Genomic DNA, 20,801 nt, shown 5'->3' with positions numbered 1-20,801 from the left:
GATCGGCGTCGCACGGATCGAAGTAGTCCGCGCATTGCCGAGGTCTGGAATGTCGGCTGCCACAACCTCAGGTGTGGTGAGACCTAAGTAACAGCTGCGATCTACCTAAACATAAGATATATAGACCGTCAAGGGGCGCGTATGTGCGTCTCGATGCGTCGATTCGGGCAGTTTTGGTCGAAAACATCAGATGTATGACGGTGGCATCGATGCAACGAGCACCGTGCGCGCGATCGGTGCATGTCGTAAGTTCGGCCACGCTAGGCTCGAGCCGATCGTCAGCCGTCGTCGAGAAGCAGGGGGAGAAGTGGCCGAATCGGCATCGCTCAAGGGCACAGCCAAGAGCGTCCCCGCGTATGCGGTCCTCGCCGGACATCTGCGCACTCGCATCCTGTCGGGTGAATTGCAGCCCGGTGAGCGCCTCCCCGGCGAAGCGGAGCTGACCGCAGAGTTCGGCGTGGGCCGCAGCACCATTCGTGAGGCCCTTCGCTCCCTGGCCAGTCAGAACCTGATCGAGACGACCAGGGGAGTGACCGGGGGAAGCTTCGTCGCCGTCCCCAGCGTCGGACACATCAGCGAGCACCTGGAAACCGGTGTCGCCCTGATGGCGGCCGCGGAAACCGTCACTGTCGACCAGTTGATGGAAGTCCGCAATCTGATGGAGGTGCCGGCCGCAGGCATCGCTGCATTCCGCCGCACAGACGAGCATCTCGAACAGCTCAACGCGACGATCTTCGACCCCAACGACGTGCAGGGACCCGAAACCTTCGCCAAGAACCAGGAATTCCACCTCGTCTTGCTCCGTGCCGCCCATAACCCGCTGCTCGAGCTCATCACCGCACCCGTCTTCCGTGTCCTGTCCGGCCGGTTCGGTCGCGATCACGCGCCCGAGGGCTTCTGGCAATGCGTCGACAGTGACCATCGGGGACTGCTCGACGTGGTGGCCGCCGGTGATTCGATGGCCGCGATGGACTTGATGCGTAAGCATCTCGACCACCTCGGCGACTCGTACCGACAGATGGATCGACTCCGCAACCCGTAAACATCTGCTCTTTATCGAGCCGTTCTGTCTGAAGTCCGTCGATTATCGGTCTCGCTGAACCCTTGACGCCGTAAACGTCTGATGTTTATGGTCTAGGTAAGGCACTCGCCAAACCGACACGAGGAGACACGGTGGCAATCCATCCGGCCGTTCTGGGGCGCTTCTTCGACGACTACGCCGTGGGGGACGTCTACCAACATCCCTTCGGGCGGACGATCTCGGAGACCGACAACACGTGGATCACGCTGCTGTCGCTCAACACCAACCAGAACCACTTCAATGCGCACCTGGCGTCGCAGAACCCCATCACCGATGGGAAGGTCATCGTCAACTCCGGCTTCACAGTCTCGGTGGTACTGGGGCTTTCGGTGATCGACATGAGCCAGAACGCGATCTCCAACCTCGCATTCACCGACATCAAGATGTCGCACCCGGTGTACGCAGGCGACACCCTGTACGCCGAAAGCATCTGCACCGGGTTGCGTAAGTCCGAGTCACGCCCCTACGCAGGCATCGTCTCGATGATCACCCGCGGCCTCAATCAGGATGGCGTCGAGGTCATTTCGTGGAAGCGCTCGGTCATGGTCGCCACCCGCGACAGTGGCATCGGGCAGAACTACTTCCCCGAATCCAAGAATGGCCCGCTCGAACTTCCCGCGGACCTTGAACTACAGACGAAAGATTCCGACGCATGAGGCCACTCGAAGACGTCCGCATCATCTCGCTCGAGCAGTACGGCGCAGGCCCGTTCGGCAGCTTGCATCTGGCCGATCTCGGCGCGGATGTCATCAAGATCGAGGACCCCAGCGTCGGCGGCGATGTCGGTCGCTATGTTCCGCCCTACAACGAGGGCGAGGACTCACTGTTTTTCGAGAGCTTCAATCGCAACAAGCGCAGTCTCTCCCTTGATCTTTCGACCCCGAGCGGGCGAGCGGTGTTCGAGGACCTCGTCCGTACCAGCGACGCCGTCTACTCGAACCTCCGCGGTGACGTGCCGGAGAAGATCGGCATCACCTACGACCAGCTCAAGCACCTCAATCCCGCGATCGTGTGCTGCAGCCTCACCGGGTTCGGCATGACCGGCCCTCGCGCGAAGGAGCCTGGCTACGACTACATCCTGCAGGGACTTGCGGGCTGGATGAGCGTCACCGGCGACCCGGACGGCCCGCCCACCAAATCCGGTCTGTCGCTGGTCGATTACTCCGGTGGATTCGTCGCCGCGATCTCGCTGCTGTCGGGATTGCACGCTGCCCGACGCGACGGCATCGGCGGTGACTGCGACGTCTCGCTGTACGACACTGCGATGTCTCTGCTCACCTATCCCGCGACCTGGCATCTCAACGCCGGCTTCGAACCGATCCGTACGAAGAACTCGGCGCACCCGTCCCTGGTTCCGTTCCAGGCCTTCGAGGCGACGGACGGCTGGCTCATCGTCGGCTGCGCCAAGGAGAAGTTCTGGGACCGGCTCGTCGTCGCCATCGATCGCCCGGACCTCGGTGCCGATCCACGGTTCACCAACTTCTCGCTCCGTGGCAAGCATCAGGACGTGCTGCTGCCGATCCTGGAAGAGGTGTTCGCCACCAATACCGTCGAGCACTGGCTCTCGAAGCTGGGCCCGGCCGGGGTGCCGACCGGTCCGATCAACGACGTCGAGCACGCACTGACCGAACCGCACACGCTCGCACGCAATCTTGTGGTCGAGACCGAACATCCGGTGTACAACACGGTGCGTCAGGTCGCGTCCCCGGTGAACTTCGGTTCCGAGGCCAAGCAGTACCGTCGAGCGCCCCAGCGAAACGAGCACTTCGACGACATCGTGCGCGACCAACTGGGCTACGACGACGAACGCGTCGCGAAACTGAAGGCGGAGGGCGCCTTCGGTACGGCGAAGGACGAGGTGCGGGCGTGACCTCGACGATCTTGGCGGAGTGGGCATCGAGTGTGACCGTTGCCGACCTGTCCGAGGACGTCCGACACGCGGCTGCCCGTCATCTACTCGATGGCGTCGGTAATACCGTTGCGGCCCAACGTCTCGGCTACGGCCGGCCGGGCTGGACGGTGGCCGACGCTCTCGGCGGGCCACCTGAGGCGCGGCCTCTCACCGGCACCCGAGGTCTGTCCGCGCCGGCAGCCGCCTTCGCGACCGGGGTGATGCTGCATGCACTGGACTTCGACGACACGCACGCGGGAGCATTGGTTCACGCGACGGCCGTATCTCTTCCCGCGGCGTTCGCCGTCGGGCAGCAGGTGTCGGCCTCCGGGGCGGACGTGCTGACCGCCGCGACTCTCGGCCTCGAAACGGCCTGCCGTCTCGGTGAAGTCAGTCCGCACGGATTCCACGCTCGGGGTGTACACGCAACCGCGGCGGTGGGACCGTTGACGGCCGCACTCGTCACCGGACACCTCTCGAAGTTCAACACCGAGACGTTGGTCAACGCCCTGGGGATCGCTGGATCGTCGAGCTCGGGACTGCTCGAGTTTCTCGATACCGACGCCGACACCAAGGCACTGCATCCCGGATCGGCCAGCATGAACGGTGTTCTGGCTGCCCGACTCGCCGCCGCCGGTGCCACCGGACCATCGTCGGTCCTCGAAGGTCGACGCGGCATCTACGCTGCGCTGACCGATCGGCCGACGAACTTCGCGGCACTGACAGAAGGACTTGGCACGCGGTGGGAAGCCACGCGGATCGGCATCAAGCCGTACCCCAGTTGCCAGCTCATGCACGTCACGCTCGATGCAGTGACGAAGGCGCTCGGGGACAGTGCGGCTCGAGCAAGCGACGTGGCCGACATCGAGGTGTTCGTTCACCCCGATTCGAGCCCGTTCGTCTGCGGACCGAACACCGGGGTTGCGTCACCGCGCAGCACCTACGACGGCAAGTTCGATCTGCCCTGGAGTGTGGCCGCGCTACTGCACGACGGAGCGATCACCGTCTCGACCTACACCGACGACTCCATCGCACGCGACGACGTCCTCGTCACCGCCCGCAAAGTGCGTGTGACCAACCTCCCGTCGGAGGTTCCCGCGGCGGCCGCGTCGGGCAGGGCGGTTCTCACCCTCACCGACGGACGAGTGCTCGACGCCTCCGTCGGCGGCAGTCAAGGATCCGCCGGATTCCCCTTGAGCGACGACCGTCTGCTGGAGAAGTTTCTCGGCAACTGCGGCAACGATTCTCGTGCCGCCGAGCTCGCCGACCGCATCCTCGGACTGGTCGACGAAACCGACCTGACCGCCATTCTCGATCTCGCCGCAGCCATCGCGCCGGCACCCTGACACTTCGATCGACGACACCCCAATCGACAGGACATCATCATGGACTTCACGTACGACGAGCAGCAGATGGCCTTCCGTAAAGCGTTGCGCACCTTCGTCGACAAGGAAATCATCCCGGTCGCGAACGAGTGGGAGAAGACGGGCCGGTACCCCACCGAGATCGTCGAACACATGAAGGCCATGGGCCTGTTCGGGATCACGACGCCGGAGGAGTACGGCGGACTCGACCTCGACAAGGTCTCGTTCACCCTCGTCTACGAGGAGCTCGCCCGCGGATGGATGGGCGTTGCCGGAATTCTCGGCAGCCACAACCTCTCGTGCTGGATGATCGGCAAGCACGGCACCGAGGAGCAGAAGAAGACTCTGCTGCCCAAGCTCGGGTCCGGTGAATGGCGTACGGGAGTCGGCCTGACCGAGCCCGGTGCCGGAACCGACCTGCAGGGCATCAAGACCACCGCCAAGCGCGACGGCGACCACTACGTCGTCAACGGTGCGAAGACGTGGATCACCAACGCTCGGCATGCGAATGTGCTCCCGGTACTGGTCAAGACCGACACCTCGACCACGCCGGCGCACAAGGGCATGTCGCTGCTGTTGATCGACACCACGACCGACGGTTTCGAGGTGCAGCGCGACATGGGCAAGCTCGGATACAAGGGCACCGAGTCGTGTGAGATCACGTTCACCGACGTGCGCGTCCCCGTCGACGCTCTGCTCGGTGGTGTGGAGGGTCGTGGTCTGCAGCAGGCGCTGTCGGGCCTCGAGATCGGTCGCCTCAACATCGCCGGACGCAGCGTCGGCATCGCGCAGGCTGCCTACGACGCTGCCCTCGAATACGCGAAGCAGCGCACCGCATTCGGTCAGCCCATCGCCGAGTTCCAGGCCATCCAGCTCAAGATCGCAGACATCGCGACCCAGCTCCAGGCTGCGCGGCTGATGACGTACTGGGCTGCATCGCAGGCGGATTCGGGCAAGCGCGTGGACATGGAAGCGGGCATGGCGAAGTACTTCGCCTCCGAAGCCGCCATCACAGCCAGCCTCGAAGCCATGCGTATTCACGGTGGCTACGGCTACTCCACCGAGTTCGTCGTCGAACGCCTCTACCGGGACGCCCCGTTGATGGCTATCGGTGAGGGCACCAACGACATCATGCGCACCGTCATCGCGAAGTCCCTCGTCGCGGGTACGGGAGTGATCGGATGAGGTCGGCTCTGACGTACCTCTACGTTCCAGGGGACGTGCCGGAGCGCTTCGACAAGGCACTGGCATCGGGTACCGACGCGGTGGTGTTGGATCTCGAAGACGCCGTCACCGCGGCGAACAAGGACCATGCCCGTGCGACGGTTGTCGCGTGGGTTGCTTCCTGCGAACCGGGTGACGTGCAGATCTGGGTGCGGGTGAACCCAGGGCCGTTGCAGGAGGACGATATTCGTGCAGTGTTGCATCCGAACCTGACCGGCATCTGGCTGCCGAAGGTGTCCTCTGCTCGCGAGATAGAGCAGGCCGACGCTCTTCTGGGTGGCAGTAGCGCGGTGGTCTCGCCCCTCATCGAGACGGCCGCCGGAGTGTTCGCCGCTCTCGAGATCGCCCGTGCCCCTCGGGTCAAGTTTCTTCAGATCGGTGAGGTGGACCTGGCCGCCGATCTGGGCGTCGACGGCTCCGCGGAGTCGCTGTCGTTCGTGCGCGCCCAGGTGGTCGCAGCGAGTGTGGCGGCGGGGATCGATCCGCCGCCTGCCGCGGTGTCTCGAAACTTCCGCGATGCCGATGCGTTCGAGGCCGATACCCGAACGCTTGCTGGTCTCGGTTTTGTCGGGCGTGCGTGTATTCATCCGGCTCAACTCGCTCCTGTGCGGACGGTGTTCGTGCCGTCCGAGCTGGAAGTGCGCGAAGCCGAGGAACTGTTGGCCGACTTGGAACGTGCCGAGTCCGGTGTGGCCGTCGACCACAAGGGATTCCTGATCGACGAAGCTGTGGCCCGCACTGCTCGACGAGTGGTGGAACGTGCCGCGCGGGACACGATCAGCACCTGACGTCAGCCGAAGGCGATGCGAAGCCCGACGCTCGCGGTGGCCCCGCCTGCGCTGAGAATGAAGTTGTGCCGTCCTTCGTCGCGAAACACCATCTGCATCGGCAGGAACCAGAATCGATTCTCGCCGGTGAAGCCGGCACCGGGGATCTGCAGGCCACGCTGATTCACGATGTGTTCGCCTTTTGCGTCGAGCACTTCGAGAGTCGCGGGAAAGTCCATACCGATGTCATCGGGTCCCGTCTGCAACAGTGCGACCAGTCGGCATTCGAGCATCCGAGTCTCGCGAGGGACCGTGCAGGTATCCCAGACGCCGCCGAGGATGTCGAGCATGTCGTTGGAGGCTCGCGCATACTCGGCGAAGAACAACCCGGTGATGATCATCGGCTTCGGCTTCCTCTCTCGATCACTGCTTGGTCCGAGCTAGACAAGCCCGGTCGAGTGGCGTTGACGGAGGCGGTCACGCGCACAACTCTAGTCGGCGCGGCGATTGACCCTCGAGCTCCAACGCTGTCGTACGCAGAGCCCGCGACCACGCGAGCGCAAAGTTGGCTACGAGTACGCACAACACCGCCACGATCACGGCGACGAAAGTGGATGCCGTCGTCGAGAATCCGAGAATCCACGCAGTCCCCGTTCCGACGAGGGAGGCGAGGGCACCTCCAATCGGGAGAATGGCAGCCACAACCTTGGTCGTCCGGGACGACAACGGATCATGAGTTGCTCTGAGCAGCAACCGAACCGAGGTGACTCCGAGCACGTAGGCCAAAACTCCGGTGCCTGCGTATATCGGCAGCAAGTGCTCGGTCGATACGCCCGAACTCAGGCCGGAGAAGCTCGTTCCGACCAGAATCAGCACGGGCGTCATCCTCAGCGTCACGCCGATCAGACCGGCAACGACGACCACCGGGAAAGTATCAGGAGGGTGCCGTCGCCGGCGTTGTCGTTCTGCTGCAATAGTTCTGCCGCGACCGTGTCGGTATCTCGTACATTCCACCTGGCACACCTTGGAACGACGGACATATCGAATCCTTGAACAACCGCCTACGGAAAGAGTGCCTCAACCGAATTCACTGGACCAGCCTGCTCGAAGCGAGGGTCGTGATCGGCTACTTCAAAGACGGCCACAACAATCGACCTCGCCACTCGTCTCTGGACCGTCAGCTGAGTACGGTGCCCAATTCACCCACACCCACCGACCCGTGGGCTGCGAGATCGACTCACATTAATCACACTGGGGCGATAGAACGCGGTGGTCCGACTATCGTGGACCGGCCACCGCCGCTCGTCAGAGGTGTCGGCTGAACCCCAAACATCAACTGCCTTCTCGGCGGCCACAAGGCCAGCTCGAAATAGTTCACGCTGCCTCCGAATAAACCTGGCACCGCTACACTCCGTGTTGCTCCGCCACAATTTTGGAGAGCAACACTCGGGAACGTTGAATGAACGCCGTACGCAAAAGTGTGTCGGTGATCGGATCGCGGAAAGTCGGTAGCGCTGGTGCATCGTCGTTTTTTTGGGATCGTGTTTTTCGTAATCGCCAGCTCGGTCGGGTGTTCGTCGGACGAACCGGCTGCCCTTAGGTCCGTCGTTGAGGGAACTGTCGACGGTGACGGCGTACGGGTTGTCGGTCAGTCGAGATGCGCGGTCATGGACAGTGGCAGGAAGTTGATCGAGGCATGGTCCGGTGAGTCGTCCTCGGACGCCGATGCGGTTCTCTACATTCTTACGCGAGAAGACTGGGCCGACGTAAAGCACTTCGAGTATCACCTGGGCGGGAGGGATATTCTCGTCAACCTCGAGGTGGAGCCCGGTGCTGTGTCTGTGACGCAGGATGGTGGTGTTTACCGGTTCGTCGGTGACGTGACAGGTGCTGATGGCTCCGCTGTGCCGGTGGACCTCGATGTCACGTGCGAGACAGACGAGTGATGCAGCGCGCCCACGCGTCAGAGTCCAGTAGCCCTTGATTGGCCTATGGGCTAGTTAAAGGGTTACAGCCAAGAATGCGGCGGCTTGGGTTGTCGTGAGGTGATCGTTATGAACTGCGAATAGGGTGACTTTCATCCAATCAGATGACGGCGACAACAGGCAGCAGTGTGTACCGTGAGCAGGGCCGTGAATGATTCCGTTGGAAAGCCTGTTCGGGATCTTCGAATCACTAATTACACCGCTCGCGCGCGCAAGGAGATCCAGTTTGTTCAGTCGGTTCGGTCGAGTATTCATCCCCGAACTGCTCCCGCCGCTCGTAGCTCCAGTGGGCTACGTGCACGATCGTCAACCAACTGTGCAGATCGTGGATTGCGCACCTATTGGCACCGCCGTGAAGGCGGATCGGATGCACGGTGGGTATGCCACCGCAGCCGGTCATGCCACCTCGATGCCCATGGATGCCTCAGTCCTGGCATTCGTGTTTCCTGTTGCCGCAATGTCGGTTGAGCCCATCGCGCGAGGTCCAGTTTTGTCATACCGGGGGAACTGGCAATGCACGAGCTCTCGTGGATTTGGCGGTCAGGTACTGCTGAATATTAATGGAAGGCTTCGCGATTTAACCTTCGGATTTCTACAACTGGATCGAGTGCCGTGGCTATGGAAATCAACGGGCAGGGTTGAGGCATGAACGTCGAGGCGAATAACAACGGTTCGAACAAGAATCTATTGATCATTATTGCTGTTTTCAGCGCAGTTTCGGCCTCAGTCTTGATGTTGGCGCTGGGAGCTTGGGTGTTCAACACATGGCGGACTAATCAAATTATCAACAACTCCGTTGCAGCCGTGAGTTCGACGCCTGATCTGGAAGGGGCATGGGAGGGCGTTACAGAATATGTGGACGGTACCCCGTCGAGCATCGTTGCAGAATTGCATAATTCAGATCCCATAGAGGGGTCGTTCACATTTCTGCACGATGGGAGCAGTTGCAAGGTTGATGTATTCGAGACAAGCCGAAATTTTGGGACGATCTACGTCGACACACGCAGCACATACCAATCTGACGATGACTGCGCCACGTCGGGTGAGTGGCAGCTGAATTCGGCTGGAAACACACTGACCGGCACGCTCACATGGTCGAGCATTCCCGAACTCGAGGGAATGACACTATCGATACACAAAAACTGACAGGTAGCGTTCTCCACCAACGCCACCCGGGGCCATCCGGGTTTCCTTCAAGTTATGACAAAGGTTTGGAGTTCTTGCCCGTAGTTGAAACCCGCCGGATACTCTGTACGTACTTTGCGTAAGCGGGATGGATAGAAGCCTAGTGGAGATCGATACCGAGAGCCGGGGCTGCCCTTAGCTACGCGCGAGTTCCAAATTCATTCAGTTACTGTACATCGCAGTCTTGGCAATTTCAGCCGAGGTCAACCACCCTGTTTGTAGAAGAATCGGAGTTGCCAATGTCGACGCCAGAACCTCGACTCGGCGACTCTGTCGTCGGACCACCACCACCACCAGCCCCGCCACCGCCGCCTCCGACGTCACCCGGGGAGAAACGTCGGGGACGTCGGCGGGCACTACCTCTCGTGGCGTCGATAGTAGCGATTGTTGTTCTGGTAGTAGGTGCGTGGTGGGCCCTTGGTTATGCGGTCCCGGATGAGCGTGATCTATCGGGTAACTGGAGCGGGCGCTTCTTCGTGGATGGCGAGACTTACGATGTGAGCGCCGTGATCAGTGAGTCGAATCCGCTGCGCGGCGAAGCGACCTATGAGGGTTGCAGTGTCACGTGGACTGAGAAAGATCGGGACGAATCGACGGTTCGAGTAGCGGAGAAGAGTATCACTCCCGGCACAGAATGCACCGGGGATCTTTTTCTGACCGTCTCCGATAGTTCAGTACGCGGTGCGTTTCCTTCCGACGGTGTCGGAACCTTCGTCCTGTATCGCGACTGACTTAGGAATTCGAGTTATGATCAAAGGTATGAGTCTGCCGTGCTGGACATTTGGAAATCGAGGATGGGGCGGCGCATTGAGGAATGCGTGCGAACCGCAGTGGCGTCACGATTCGTGCTGCTCGTATGGTTGCATTCAAACTATTCGGGCGTTGGCTACGGCGATCATACTTTCAGGTTCTCATGATTCGATGTTGAGTTAGGGGTTTGGTGCTTGTATCTTTTTCGATAATTCAGACGCTGAATTCGTTGTCCAAATTGCTATTTCGGTAGATCGTCAGCCGTCGTACGGCCGGCTATTAGCGGAGGTCAGATTCACGCGGCATATCAGCTGGTTCGGAATGCCTTTCTGTTCACCAACAGCCGGTTGCTGGTGATCGACAAGCGAGGGATCACCAGTAGAGAGGTCGAGTACCGCAGCGTGCTCTACTGTTCGATCACACACTTCGCTATCGAAACCGCTGGAACTTTCGAACTGGACGCCGAGTTGAAGATCTGGATATCGGGCGATGCGAAACTATTCAGAAGCAGTTCACCAAGCAGGTCGACATCTACGAGGTCCAAGCGATTCTTTCGCACTTCGTGGTGTCCTGAATTTCGGCACCAAGAGAGAGAATCACCCCAATGGCAAGCCCCTGGCACATTCTGATCCTCCTGTTCCTTCTGATGATTCCGATAGCGATCATCGGCGCAATCGTCTATGCCGTTCTCGCCTCGAACCGTCGACGTCCTTCGGCCGCAGCCGCGCTTACTCACATAGCCGCACCGGGTTGGTATGTCGACCCCGGAAACCCACGCCAGCTCAGATGGTTCGACGGCGTGCGGTGGACCGATGCAGTCGCCCCGACCGGCCCGGTCCCGCCCACAACGCTCTAACCTGCCGGGCAGAGTCACAGGTGCAACTCAATCAAGTCGATCTCGCAGCAACGACAGTCTTCGATGAGGTAGCGACTCGGGGCCAGGATGGTGTGCGGTGGGTTTATGGCGTTGCCTCAGCATCTCTGGTCACTCGACCAGAAAGCTTTGCTCGGCATGAAGTGATTCCCCATCACGAACATCGACATCCAGGACGTAGGTGTAAGAACCGGGTCCGACGTTGAAACCCCATCCTCCTCCATTGTCGCAACCACCGAGTTTTTGCTCTCGAGTAAGCACTACAGATCCGGATGCGTCGAGGACCTGAGATTTCTCTACGCAATATTGGCCCACGCCTTTGCCGTTGTCGGTCTCCCAGTGCAGGTTCAGGCTCGCATAGAGCGCTCCATCGTCCTTCAATATCGAGCCAACCGCGAAGTGATTAGGCGCAATCTCGGTCCCTGAGTCGGCAGGGCTTCCGTGACCCTTGATGATCAGCGGCACCAGATTGGATGAAGGTGCCACCGGCACCGAATCTCTCGCATCCGGAGTAGTCGACTTCAGGGAAAATATCAGATGATTGTTGCCGATTACTTCATTCCATGCTCCAGCCGCGTTCGCGATCAGGGCATCCGGTAGATCGGTGAAAAGTGAGACGGCAACGCTCATCCGGTGAAGCGCGCGGTTCCTCGCCGAACCGTTGGCCAGCTGTCCGGCCGCCAACCCACACTGTGCAACGTCCGCCAACACGTCGCGGAACTGACGGGCGTCGATCTTGCCGTAGGTGCGCATCACTTCGGCTGTGGATGTGAAGCACTGCCATGCGGTAGTGCTGGTCTCGAACGCAGTGAGGAGGGCATCGCCGTCGACTCCGAGCATGCCGACGCCGGTGAGAATGGTTCCCAGCTGGAGCGCGACAGGGTCCACGTCGACATTCACTGTGGCCTCGGCGGTCCCTTGCGGAAACACGACTCGGCCACCCGTTTGCGGTAGTAGGAGGCCATCCCCGGACCTACTGTGTAGCCACGTGGCGAGAAGCTCATTGCTACCCACCGGGCCGGTGTTGGAATACGTGCCGTTCGGGGCTGAGGAGACGCCGTAGTACTGATCCGAAAAGTTGGCGAACTCGATCCCAACGCCGTCCACATCCGTCAAGCACCCCTGTACGGGTGCATCCGGTGTGGTGGATGCAAGAGAGTAGTCGGCACCATCGATGGTGAGCTCGGTGCTGCAAGAGCTACCGGTAGGGCCGGAACTCATTGTCATATCGGCGATCAACTGATCGAACGCTTTACCTGCGTCGGCAATGACCAGTTGGAAGTCCGTCAGATGGGACGTACTCGCGGATACGATCCGTGTGACCGGATCCCAATCAGCCGAAGCATAATCTGAGGAACTTGGCTCGCCCGCGGTGCTGGATCGAACAAGCGGTCGGACGGTGTCGCTGATCAATTCTGCAAGCTCAGGTCGGTCTGACAGATCAAATGTCAATTCGATGGGGGAAGTCGGTTGCGCCCCGCCGTCGAGTTCGATTGCAACAGCGTCCGTTTCGTCCAGGATAACTTGACTGTCGGAACCTTCGATGGGGTCGCTCGTAGGTGCGATGGTCAGAGATGTCCCCGGCGGAGCAGTTTCGGAGCGTGCGGTCGCTGTGACTCGAATACCGTCGACGTCCAGCGACGCGCTGGCACCGTCCGTCTCCATGCTGGCTACCGCAGAATTTCCTGTTTGCGGTGTACCTGATGGTGCAGTGCCCGCAGTGTCGCCCTCGGAACTGCAGGAAGCCGCCACCAGGCACAGAACCGTCAAGGGTGCGACAAGCAAGCGAAACGACGACATTGTCCATCCGATCTGAGGGGCCGAAGCAAGGCGATTGTTGCACCGATCCGCGATCTGAGAAGTCGACCGATTGGATGACACCCGCTTCGGGGCTGTACCCGAGGTCATCCGAACAGAGGACTGCATTCCGCATACTGGTGCCAGTAGATTTCCGGCATGCGCAATGGACGGCTTTCCCGGTGAGCATTCCGCCGCCCCCACCACCTCCCCCTCCTCCCTCTCTGCCTCCGGCCCCGGGCCATGAGCAGCCGTACTGGAACGGGCAGCAGCCCTACGGATACCAGCAACAACCGCGCACCAATGGTCTGGCGATTGCAGCGTTGGTCGGCGGGCTGATTCTCGCGCCCTTGGGGATTTTGCTGGGGCACATCGCGCTGTCACAGATCAAGCGCTCGGGTGAACAGGGCCGCGGACTTGCCCTGGCCGGCCTGATCATCGGCTACATCTTCACCACGCTGATGGTTCTGTCGATCGTGTGGCTGATGATGATCGCCAATGCCTTCAGCAGTGCAATCGACAATTTCGATTCGGATACCTACTCGTCCGATTACTACGCCACTCAAACTTCTCAGTCGTACTCGACGTACTCCAGCACGGCACCGACGTACGACTCGGCAAGTACGGCCGAGGTTATCGAAAACGCCTCCGTAGGCGATTGCGTCTCGCGGATACTTGGATCATCGAACGGAGACGGGACCAACTCTGTCACGGTCACGGAGGCATCGTGCGGATCGGCCAGTGCTACTCATCGCGTGACGAGCCGAGGATCGAGTGCCTCGGACTGCTCGTACGACTGGGTGAGTACCGATAATCCGATCGTCGTGCTGTGTCTCACCGAGCAATGACCGCGGGCCTGCGAGCCACCACAAGAAGAGTTCGCTCGTGACTCTGCCACCGCCACCGCCACCGCCCCCGCCACCGCCCGTTGGTTCTCAGCACCCAGCAGTCGCAACGCGTAGGCGGGGTTGGGTGATCGCTTCCGTGGCCGTTGTGGTGGTCGGTGCACTTGCTGCAGGCGGCCTGACGGCGGTCAACCTCTTGCGTGACTCCGACGACGGGCCAGTCGCCGGCCAACTGACGAACACGTATCCCACTCAGCCCCAAGAGCGTTGGTCCTTGTCGGTCGATGAAGTACTGCCGGGTGGATCGTTCCTGTGGCCCGACTCTCTGTCGGCTACGTACGGCGTCGCCAACTTCACCGAGATCGGATCGACCTTGGTGACCACAGTGGGCACCGGACCCGGACAACAGACCGAGGTCGTTGCAGTCGACGCGGCTACGGGAGCCGTGAAATGGCATACCCCCGCCGATGGAACCATCACGTGTGCAACAAACGTCATCGACTCCACTCTGCCGTGCGTGGTGAGCAAGCGGGGCGAGCGGGCAGCGGAGGTCCAGTTCTACGATATCGAGACGGGTGACGTCCGGTCCACGGTCGATCGGCCGTCGGCGGAAATGGTCGAAGTGTCCGACGGCTCTGTTTTCACCATCGACAGCTTCCAAGGCGGTTACACGATCGCTCGCGGAACTCAGCGCGACCTCGATGCTCAGTGGTCGACCACTGAGTCGTGGGATACCCAATGTGTCGGGTCGGGCGATGCTCATCACTTCGACGTTTCCGAGGGCATTGTGCACTTTTCGAGCATCCGGACCATCGCTCTCGACGCGGCCGATGGGCGACTGATTTCCGATCCGAATCTCGGAAGCTTCGTCCGGTTGCCCGGCCAGGGCTTCGCCGGGGTTCTGTGTGAAATGCCCATTTCTGACGACGGATACACCACAGCCGTTTCGTCGGGCGATGGCACCGAGATTTTTCGAGCTGAGCGTGAATACCCGGCAGACCCATGGTTGGTCGCCGAGTCCGAAAGTCGTCCGTTCGTGGGATCCGATGGTGCATACAACATCGAGGACGGATCCCCTCTATGGACTGTGGAAGGGGGCGAATACTTCTCGCTCAAGAAGGTTATCGGCGACATCGTGTTGGGAACGGATACGGAGACGTTGTCCGGGTATCGACTCGACACCGGTGAGCAGCTCTGGTCTACGCGAGTGGGAGAGAACCTCCAGTTCGTCGAATCGGATGGTGAGCAAGTCCTGCTCAGCGTCGACGACGGGCTCGTTGCAGTGAACCTGACGGACGGCACAACCAGCTGGTTCTTGGACGGTGACGACGGCTACGCGAGGTGGGGTAAGGCTCACGACGGGCTGGCCTCCATCACCAACGACGCCTTCAGCTATTACCCGCCGACCGGGGGAGCGTCCGGTGTACCCGGCAGGCTCCCGAGCGCCGGAGACAACGGGGATTCCGAGGACCAGTTCGTTACCAAGTGCGGCAGCACTCCCGTTCTCACGCCGATCGAATATCGCACACAGGCCGAGGGTCTCGTTGTGCGCATGGAAATGAAAGCGTCCTGTCCAGGCGGAGACATCGTCTCGACGAACGCGATGAGGGTATCGATCACCGACAGCGGATCCAGTGTCGCATCGGCAGTGTTCGACTTCTCGGATTCGCCCGTCTATCTGCCGAGGACGGACAGAACGAACACCACGAACTCGATCGAGCGCGAATTCCTGTACGAACTCGACAGTTTCTGGCGACTACCGAACAGTCTCGGTTCGTCCTCCAGCCTGACCGACGCAACGGCGTCGGGCTCCCAACTCGTCGAATGCGAGGACGAGGGAACGAGCGACTCCAGCTTGACGACCGGCTCTCCGTCACAGGCTCGGACAAACAGCCCCATCACGGCCGTACGTAGCGCAGCGCCGACCACCGCCGACGTCGAGACCACAAGCCTCGACGCACTCAGGGCACAGGCCAACGCCGATTTGCCCTACGTCCGAGGCGATTTGGCCGACCGATGGGTGGCGCAGATCTCCTCCAAGCGAATTGGACTCGACGCCGCTGACATCAACGGCGCTCAGGTCCGGTGGACGGCCGAAGAGATCTTGCGTCAACACTTGCAGTTGAGACTGATGTATCCGGAAGTACGGCTGCTGTGGAGTGACGAGTGGCGAACATTCGATCTGCGCGGTTGGTGGATCACCGTTGCGGGCCTGACTTTTGCCGATGCGGACGCAGCCAACGGATGGTGCGACTCGAAAAACATCGCCCTCGATCAGTGTTTCGCGAAGATCGTGAGCAACAGCCGAGATTCTTCGGGCACCACAAAGTACCGACGGTGATCGGTGGAGCATCGTCCACCGATCAAATGACTGTTCAATTCCCCATCCCCGTCGGATAATTCAGCCCACTGTCCATATCCCCCGAGGAGCTCGGCGCGTGCCCGGAGAAAACCAATATCAGTACGGTCAACCGACTACCAGCGGTGCGCCTCAACCCCCTACCTTCTACCCGCCACCGCCCGGCTACCCCGGGACACCGCCGCCACAACCTCCGCAGCAGAACCGTGCTCCAGCGCGGTCGGCCTTCACCGATATACCGGTGGGAGACTACATTCGGGACGGCGTGGCCGGCGTCCTGCTCTTCGTCTCGTTCTTTCTGCCGTGGACGCTCGAGTTCGGCATCACACGCGGGGGATCGGGTGGCATCATCGCGCTCGTTGTTCTCCTGACCTTGCTGTCCTTGGCGTCGCTCGGCCTGCCCTACTTCGCGCGCTTGGGAATGCTGGGGCAGAACTGGCAGGTCGGCCAGGTGCGGGTGCTGCGACTCGCTCTGAACGGTCCGCTCATCGCGATGGTGGTGGTATTCCTTCTGTACGACGTGATCCGAGGGATGTTTCGCTTCAGCGAAACCTCGTCGATTTTCACCGGCGACGGGATCGGTTCGGCTGCGTGGTTCGGTGTGGCGGGTGCACTCTTGGCCGCGCAACCTCGTGCAGCAGAGCTACGAATGGACTCACGCGCAGGAAGCCGTTGGTTGGGGTGGATCAAACCGCTACTGATCGTTGCAGCCGGATTGGCAGTCGTATCCGGCCTACTGTCTCTGATCTTCGTTCTGGTATCGGCGAGTCGGTATTCGTCGGACGGTGGCTACGTTCTTCAAAGTTTGGTCGGTGGAGTGACTTCGGCGGGAGTACCGGTCGTGGTGCTGGGTGTGATAGCGGCCGGGGCGGCCAACCGCTTCGAGTCCTGGAGGCTCACGGTTGCAGGCCTCGGCCCTGCCCTGCTCGTCGGTGCGTTCTTTCTCTCGTTCGACGATCTGACCGGAGTAGAGCTGTTTCACAACGCATTCGGAAGTCCCTATTATGCGATCACCTTGCTCGTCGCGGCCAGTGTGATCGCCTACCTGCCGTTCGGGCTACCCGCGGCCACCGACGCCACTCACGCAGGATACGTATGGCTCGATGCAGCCCGGAACGGACTTCGAGTCATATCATTCTGGAGCTTCGGCACCGCATTCTCGCTGCTCGCCTACGTCATCACCCAAGCGGTGTCGGGCTGGAACGACGTCGGCGAATCGATTGCTCTCGCTGTCTTCGCTCTGCTGATCGGTGTACTGGCGGTCGTCGGAGCTCAATCATTGGCATTTCGTTACAACTCGCCGGATCCGCGACCCTCGCGAGAGGTGGTCATCGGAATCTGTCTGGGTCTATTGGCGCTGATGATCGGTCGACTCATTACTCAGTCGATCATGTACGACTCCGACTTTCCCAGCGTCTGGGTCTTCGACCTGGCGATGAGCGCCTCGACGATCATCATCGCCCTGTCGGTTGCCGTCGCACCCGCCGTGCGTGACCTCTACTCCGGGGTGTCCCTCTTCGCGTCGGTCACAGCAGGTCCCTCGCCGGTCGGTGGCTACGGACAGCCTCACTCCCCGCAGGCGCAGTACACGCAGTCCCAGCAGATCGTTGGGCCCGTCGACGCCGCGTCCGACCCGCGCACATCTGCCGCGACACTGTTCGAGATCGCCACGACATCACCGGACCTGCGTCCAGCAGTAGCTGCGAATCCCTCGACCTACGAGGACCTGATCGTGTGGCTCGGAAAGCTCGGTGACCCCGCCGTCGACGCCGCCCTGTCTCGCCGCGCCGCAGGGCAGTTCGGCCTGGCTGAAGGGGTGCCCGGCCATTCCGAGGTCCCCCCGGATGGGACGTCGTCGCCCGACGACTCCGCCGCGGATGCCCGGCCGAGCCTTCAGAAAGCCAGCCGAACCGACAACTCGTCACCGCAACCGTCGACAGCCACCACACAAGAGACCAGCATTGGGGATTCGGTAGCGTCGGATCCGAACACTCCGGCGGTGACCTTGTTCGAGATCGCCACGAACTCTCCGTCACTCCGACCGGCGGTGGCTGCGAACCCGTCGACCTACGCCGACCTGCTGACCTGGCTCGGGCGGTTGGGGGACCCTGCGGTGGATGCTGCTCTGGCGCAACGAGAGTCAGGTCGGTTGGGGCCTGCGCAGAACCGCAGCCAACCGGCTCCACGGGTGACCGAGGCACCCACCGTGGTCGTTTCCAACCCCCCTGCGTCGTCGCGCGAACACGCCGCTACCGACCCTGGTACTCCGGCTGCTGTGCTGTTCGACATTGCCAGTAACTCACCGGAATTGCGCCCACTTGTGGCCGCGAATCCGTCGACATACGACGATCTGCTCCAGTGGCTCGGCAAACTGGGAGACCCCGAGGTCGATGCCGCTCTTACTCGTCGATCGGAAAAGCGTTCCACTGCAGACGAAACGGCTATATCCGGCGTAGCTGCCGAATCTAAGCCCGACGCCCCGAGCACGGTTGTCGCGAATCCCGAAACTGCTCCTACACACTCGGCGTCGCTGCCTGTCGAGACTGCGGAACAGGTTGCTACCGACGAGGACAAGTCGGCAGTCTCGGACCCGATGTGCCCCGCGGCGGTGCTGTTTCGTGTTGCTGAACACCGGCCCGACCTTCGCGTGATCGTTGCCGGGCACCCCAACGCCTATCCAGGATTGTTGACCTGGCTTGGAGAACTCGGTGATTCAGCCGTGAACGACGCTCTGGCTCAACGACGATGACGACCATCGGGCCTCCGCCTCCGCCTCCTCCACCCACTCAGCCGTGGTCCTCGTCGGCGCACACACCGCCCCCGCCTCCTCCACCCCTGGCTCCTCCACCGCAATCGAACGTCCCTGGTGGACCGACAACGAGCTACAACACGTATTTCGGCTACGAGTCCTCTTACCGACCTCCGGCATCCAACTCCGCTAAACGTCAAATTCTTGCCGTTACTGCTCTGGTCGCCGGCATTGTTGCAGGACTGGCGTTGTCGATGCTGGGCTTCTCCGAAAACTGGGCCCAACGGGTGATCGCGTCCGCAGTTGCCGTCGTCGGCTTTCTCGTCTTTGCATGGCTACAGGATGCTGGTGTGGGCAGGCGGGTCGCTGCCACTGTGCTGGCAGTGCTTGCTACTACGTGGCCGCTGTCTGGCGTGACGATGTTGCTGGCCGCTGGATGCGCGCTCGCTGCATGGGTTCTCGTGCGTCGTCGGTCGCTTGTTTCGCTGTTCTTGACCCCCTTTGCGGCTGTGTGCACTATGGCGCTCACCCTTCTTGTGGGCAATCGTGTAGCGGGAGGAGGGGTCTTGGCCAATTCGGTACCAGCCGTACTTTGTCTGACCGTTTTCGCCTGGCTGGCAGTAGGTATCGACAAACTGGTCAAGATGCCCGCGGTGAATGCTGGGCATGTCCCCGTTGCGCTGGTTCGCGAATATGAGGCCGCGCCGAACTATTCGGCTGTGCAGACGTCGTCGGGCACCAATACGACAGCTGTCCTGTCTCTGGTATTCGGGCTCTTCGGTTCCGGGATCATCGCGGTGGTGCTCGGGCATGTCGCGCGCGGTCAGATTCGACGAAGTGGTGAGCGTGGATCCGGAATGGCCACTGCCGGATTGGTTCTCGGCTACATTGCGATCGTGGTCTACGTTGGGCTGACCATTGCCTACGTGGTGTTCATCGGGAGGCTGTACGCAGTCTGAACCTGTCGATGACACGGCTGCAACAGTGATCATCCGAACGGTGGATACCGATCGGGCGAGCATCATGTGAAGCTTCGGGGAACCCATTGCCTGAGCATCGGAATACCGCATGACGAACGAGCAAATCCCGAATCAAGGCGTACCCACCGGTCCGCCGCCGCCACCGCCACCCCCTCCGTCTCCGCCGCAGCAGCAGTGGGGGCACGGTACCTCGTCCTACCCGGTACCTCCCGCGCAGCCGCAGTACGCCTCGGGGCCGCCCGGGCAACATCGTTACACCCACGACGGTGCGCGCCTGGCGGGAACGGGAATGCGGGTTGCAGCCCGACTGCTCGACTTCGTTCTGATCGCCATTGTGTCGTTCATCGGTGGCCTCATCTCATCGACTGCGCTCGCAGGTAGCTTCGACTACGACGCTTACCGGACAACGTCCGGAGTGATCAGCCTGATCATCTCGCTCGGTGCCGTCGCCTATTTCCTCGTCGCTGAATCCGTGTTCGGTACAACTGTGGGAAAGCTGATTCTGGGAATCAAGGTTCGCTCGGTAGCAGGTGGACAGCTCAGTCTCGGGCAAGCATTCAAGCGCAACGCGTTCGTGCTGCCGATGTATCTCGGCGCGGTAATTTCGTCCCTGGTCATGCTCGGCAGCGATCAGGATTTCGCGGGCACGATGTCATCGATGATGTATGGAGGAACAGTAGGAATCCTCGGAAACATCGCGACGGTCGGACTATCGATCGCACTCATCGTTTCGATCAGCAATTCGCCCAACCTGCAAGGATTTCACGACAAATTGGCGGAAGCCGACGTGATCGCCACCCGGTAGTTTGCGCACGCAACCGGCCCCTCGCCTAGTCGAAAGTGAGGGGCCGGCTCGTTGCAGTGTCGAAGTAATGCGGGATCAGTAGCCCGGGCGAGGCTCGAAGCCAGGATCGGGAAGAACCGGGGGAGCCTGCTCGACCTGTGCCGGC

Annotated in this window: 19 protein-coding genes and 1 pseudogene; 17 read left to right on the top strand and 3 right to left on the bottom strand. The window is 61.2% G+C overall.

All coding sequences use genetic code 11. The features are described from left to right. The first annotated feature begins 307 nt into the window (after positions 1-307). The 6 genes from ABZ677_RS16870 to ABZ677_RS16845 all read left to right on the top strand — a co-directional run bounded on the left by ABZ677_RS16870 (position 308) and on the right by ABZ677_RS16845 (position 6,348). A complete protein-coding gene (locus ABZ677_RS16870) occupies positions 308-1,042 on the top strand; it encodes a FadR/GntR family transcriptional regulator (protein WP_358371262.1) in 735 nt (244 codons plus the stop codon). 131 nt (positions 1,043-1,173) lie between these two features. Beyond that, the gene (locus ABZ677_RS16865) at positions 1,174-1,737 is read left to right on the top strand and encodes a MaoC family dehydratase (protein WP_358371259.1); all 564 of its coding nucleotides are present in this window, start codon (positions 1,174-1,176) and stop codon (positions 1,735-1,737) included. Continuing rightward, complete coding sequence (locus tag ABZ677_RS16860) at positions 1,734-2,951, top strand: CoA transferase (protein WP_032406923.1); 1,218 nt, start codon at positions 1,734-1,736, stop codon at positions 2,949-2,951. The genes ABZ677_RS16865 and ABZ677_RS16860 overlap by 4 nt, the downstream gene beginning before the upstream one ends. Further along, positions 2,948-4,318, top strand: a complete 1,371-nt coding sequence (locus tag ABZ677_RS16855; protein ID WP_358371256.1) for an MmgE/PrpD family protein — start codon at positions 2,948-2,950, stop codon at positions 4,316-4,318. The genes ABZ677_RS16860 and ABZ677_RS16855 overlap by 4 nt, the downstream gene beginning before the upstream one ends. Before the next feature lie 39 nt (positions 4,319-4,357). Beyond that, positions 4,358-5,521: an acyl-CoA dehydrogenase family protein gene (locus ABZ677_RS16850; RefSeq protein ID WP_037190923.1), complete on the top strand. Its 1,164-nt coding sequence runs from the start codon at positions 4,358-4,360 to the stop codon at positions 5,519-5,521. Further along, on the top strand, positions 5,518-6,348 hold the full coding sequence (locus ABZ677_RS16845; RefSeq protein WP_358371253.1) for a CoA ester lyase: 831 nt from the start codon (positions 5,518-5,520) through the stop codon (positions 6,346-6,348). The genes ABZ677_RS16850 and ABZ677_RS16845 overlap by 4 nt, the downstream gene beginning before the upstream one ends. A 2-nt stretch (positions 6,349-6,350) precedes the next feature. Here the strand turns inward: ABZ677_RS16845 and ABZ677_RS16840 are convergent, their stop codons facing one another. Both ABZ677_RS16840 and ABZ677_RS16835 read right to left on the bottom strand, forming a co-directional pair. Next, positions 6,351-6,728: a hypothetical protein gene (locus ABZ677_RS16840; RefSeq protein WP_358371250.1), complete on the bottom strand. Its 378-nt coding sequence runs from the start codon at positions 6,726-6,728 to the stop codon at positions 6,351-6,353. A 76-nt stretch (positions 6,729-6,804) separates the two neighbouring features. Further along, the gene (locus tag ABZ677_RS16835) at positions 6,805-7,251 is read right to left on the bottom strand and encodes a hypothetical protein (RefSeq protein WP_358371248.1); all 447 of its coding nucleotides are present in this window, start codon (positions 7,249-7,251) and stop codon (positions 6,805-6,807) included. 74 nt (positions 7,252-7,325) lie between these two features. On the opposite strand from ABZ677_RS16835, the gene ABZ677_RS16830 reads away from it, so the two are divergent. The 6 genes and pseudogenes from ABZ677_RS16830 to ABZ677_RS16805 all read left to right on the top strand — a co-directional run bounded on the left by ABZ677_RS16830 (position 7,326) and on the right by ABZ677_RS16805 (position 11,103). Continuing rightward, positions 7,326-7,649 carry an integrase core domain-containing protein gene (locus tag ABZ677_RS16830; RefSeq protein WP_358371512.1) on the top strand — a complete coding sequence of 108 codons (324 nt, stop codon included), beginning with the start codon at positions 7,326-7,328 and terminating at the stop codon, positions 7,647-7,649. Positions 7,650-7,868: 219 nt separating this feature from the next. Then, positions 7,869-8,273, top strand: a complete 405-nt coding sequence (locus ABZ677_RS16825; protein ID WP_358371245.1) for a hypothetical protein — start codon at positions 7,869-7,871, stop codon at positions 8,271-8,273. Positions 8,274-8,957: 684 nt separating this feature from the next. Then, positions 8,958-9,458, top strand: a complete 501-nt coding sequence (locus ABZ677_RS16820) for a hypothetical protein (protein ID WP_358371242.1) — start codon at positions 8,958-8,960, stop codon at positions 9,456-9,458. Positions 9,459-9,994: 536 nt separating this feature from the next. Continuing rightward, positions 9,995-10,228: a hypothetical protein gene (locus tag ABZ677_RS16815; protein WP_358371239.1), complete on the top strand. Its 234-nt coding sequence runs from the start codon at positions 9,995-9,997 to the stop codon at positions 10,226-10,228. Positions 10,229-10,531: 303 nt separating this feature from the next. After that, positions 10,532-10,821, top strand: a pseudogene (locus ABZ677_RS16810) (PH domain-containing protein); the annotation flags it as partial. 30 nt (positions 10,822-10,851) lie between these two features. Further along, on the top strand, positions 10,852-11,103 hold the full coding sequence (locus tag ABZ677_RS16805; protein ID WP_358371236.1) for a DUF2510 domain-containing protein: 252 nt from the start codon (positions 10,852-10,854) through the stop codon (positions 11,101-11,103). A gap of 129 nt (positions 11,104-11,232) precedes the next feature. Here the strand turns inward: ABZ677_RS16805 and ABZ677_RS16800 are convergent, their stop codons facing one another. After that, a complete protein-coding gene (locus ABZ677_RS16800; RefSeq protein WP_358371233.1) occupies positions 11,233-12,786 on the bottom strand; it encodes a hypothetical protein in 1,554 nt (517 codons plus the stop codon). A 134-nt stretch (positions 12,787-12,920) separates the two neighbouring features. On the opposite strand from ABZ677_RS16800, the gene ABZ677_RS16795 reads away from it, so the two are divergent. From ABZ677_RS16795 to ABZ677_RS16775, 5 genes are all read left to right on the top strand, one after another. Next, positions 12,921-13,766: a DUF4190 domain-containing protein gene (locus ABZ677_RS16795; RefSeq protein WP_358371230.1), complete on the top strand. Its 846-nt coding sequence runs from the start codon at positions 12,921-12,923 to the stop codon at positions 13,764-13,766. Positions 13,767-13,890: 124 nt separating this feature from the next. After that, a complete protein-coding gene (locus tag ABZ677_RS16790) occupies positions 13,891-16,104 on the top strand; it encodes a PQQ-binding-like beta-propeller repeat protein (RefSeq protein WP_358371227.1) in 2,214 nt (737 codons plus the stop codon). 259 nt (positions 16,105-16,363) lie between these two features. Then, positions 16,364-18,871, top strand: coding sequence for a hypothetical protein (locus ABZ677_RS16785; RefSeq protein ID WP_358371224.1), 2,508 nt, complete (start codon positions 16,364-16,366; stop codon positions 18,869-18,871). 254 nt (positions 18,872-19,125) lie between these two features. After that, positions 19,126-19,830 carry a DUF4190 domain-containing protein gene (locus ABZ677_RS16780; RefSeq protein ID WP_358371509.1) on the top strand — a complete coding sequence of 235 codons (705 nt, stop codon included), beginning with the start codon at positions 19,126-19,128 and terminating at the stop codon, positions 19,828-19,830. Positions 19,831-19,939: 109 nt separating this feature from the next. Then, positions 19,940-20,656, top strand: coding sequence for an RDD family protein (locus tag ABZ677_RS16775; protein ID WP_358371221.1), 717 nt, complete (start codon positions 19,940-19,942; stop codon positions 20,654-20,656). Positions 20,657-20,801: the final 145 nt, after the last annotated feature.

The sequence above is a fragment of the Rhodococcus sp. NPDC006774 genome, from assembly GCF_040636045.1.
GTDB lineage: Bacteria > Actinomycetota > Actinomycetes > Mycobacteriales > Mycobacteriaceae > Rhodococcoides.
This window is presented reverse-complemented; position numbering and strand designations above follow the sequence as displayed.

What these genes read in the sequence shown, in the direction of transcription:
- ABZ677_RS16780 (WP_358371509.1), top strand. Translation starts at nt 19,126, where the DNA reads ATGCTGGGCTTCTCCGAAAACTGGGCCCAACGGGTGATCGCGTCCGCA.
- ABZ677_RS16850 (WP_037190923.1), top strand. Translation starts at nt 4,358, where the DNA reads ATGGACTTCACGTACGACGAGCAGCAGATGGCCTTCCGTAAAGCGTTG.
- ABZ677_RS16775 (WP_358371221.1), top strand. Translation starts at nt 19,940, where the DNA reads ATGACGAACGAGCAAATCCCGAATCAAGGCGTACCCACCGGTCCGCCG.
- ABZ677_RS16840 (WP_358371250.1), bottom strand. Translation starts at nt 6,728, where the DNA reads ATGATCATCACCGGGTTGTTCTTCGCCGAGTATGCGCGAGCCTCCAAC.
- ABZ677_RS16820 (WP_358371242.1), top strand. Translation starts at nt 8,958, where the DNA reads ATGAACGTCGAGGCGAATAACAACGGTTCGAACAAGAATCTATTGATC.
- ABZ677_RS16845 (WP_358371253.1), top strand. Translation starts at nt 5,518, where the DNA reads ATGAGGTCGGCTCTGACGTACCTCTACGTTCCAGGGGACGTGCCGGAG.
- ABZ677_RS16860 (WP_032406923.1), top strand. Translation starts at nt 1,734, where the DNA reads ATGAGGCCACTCGAAGACGTCCGCATCATCTCGCTCGAGCAGTACGGC.
- ABZ677_RS16800 (WP_358371233.1), bottom strand. Translation starts at nt 12,786, where the DNA reads ATGGAGACGGACGGTGCCAGCGCGTCGCTGGACGTCGACGGTATTCGA.
- ABZ677_RS16805 (WP_358371236.1), top strand. Translation starts at nt 10,852, where the DNA reads ATGGCAAGCCCCTGGCACATTCTGATCCTCCTGTTCCTTCTGATGATT.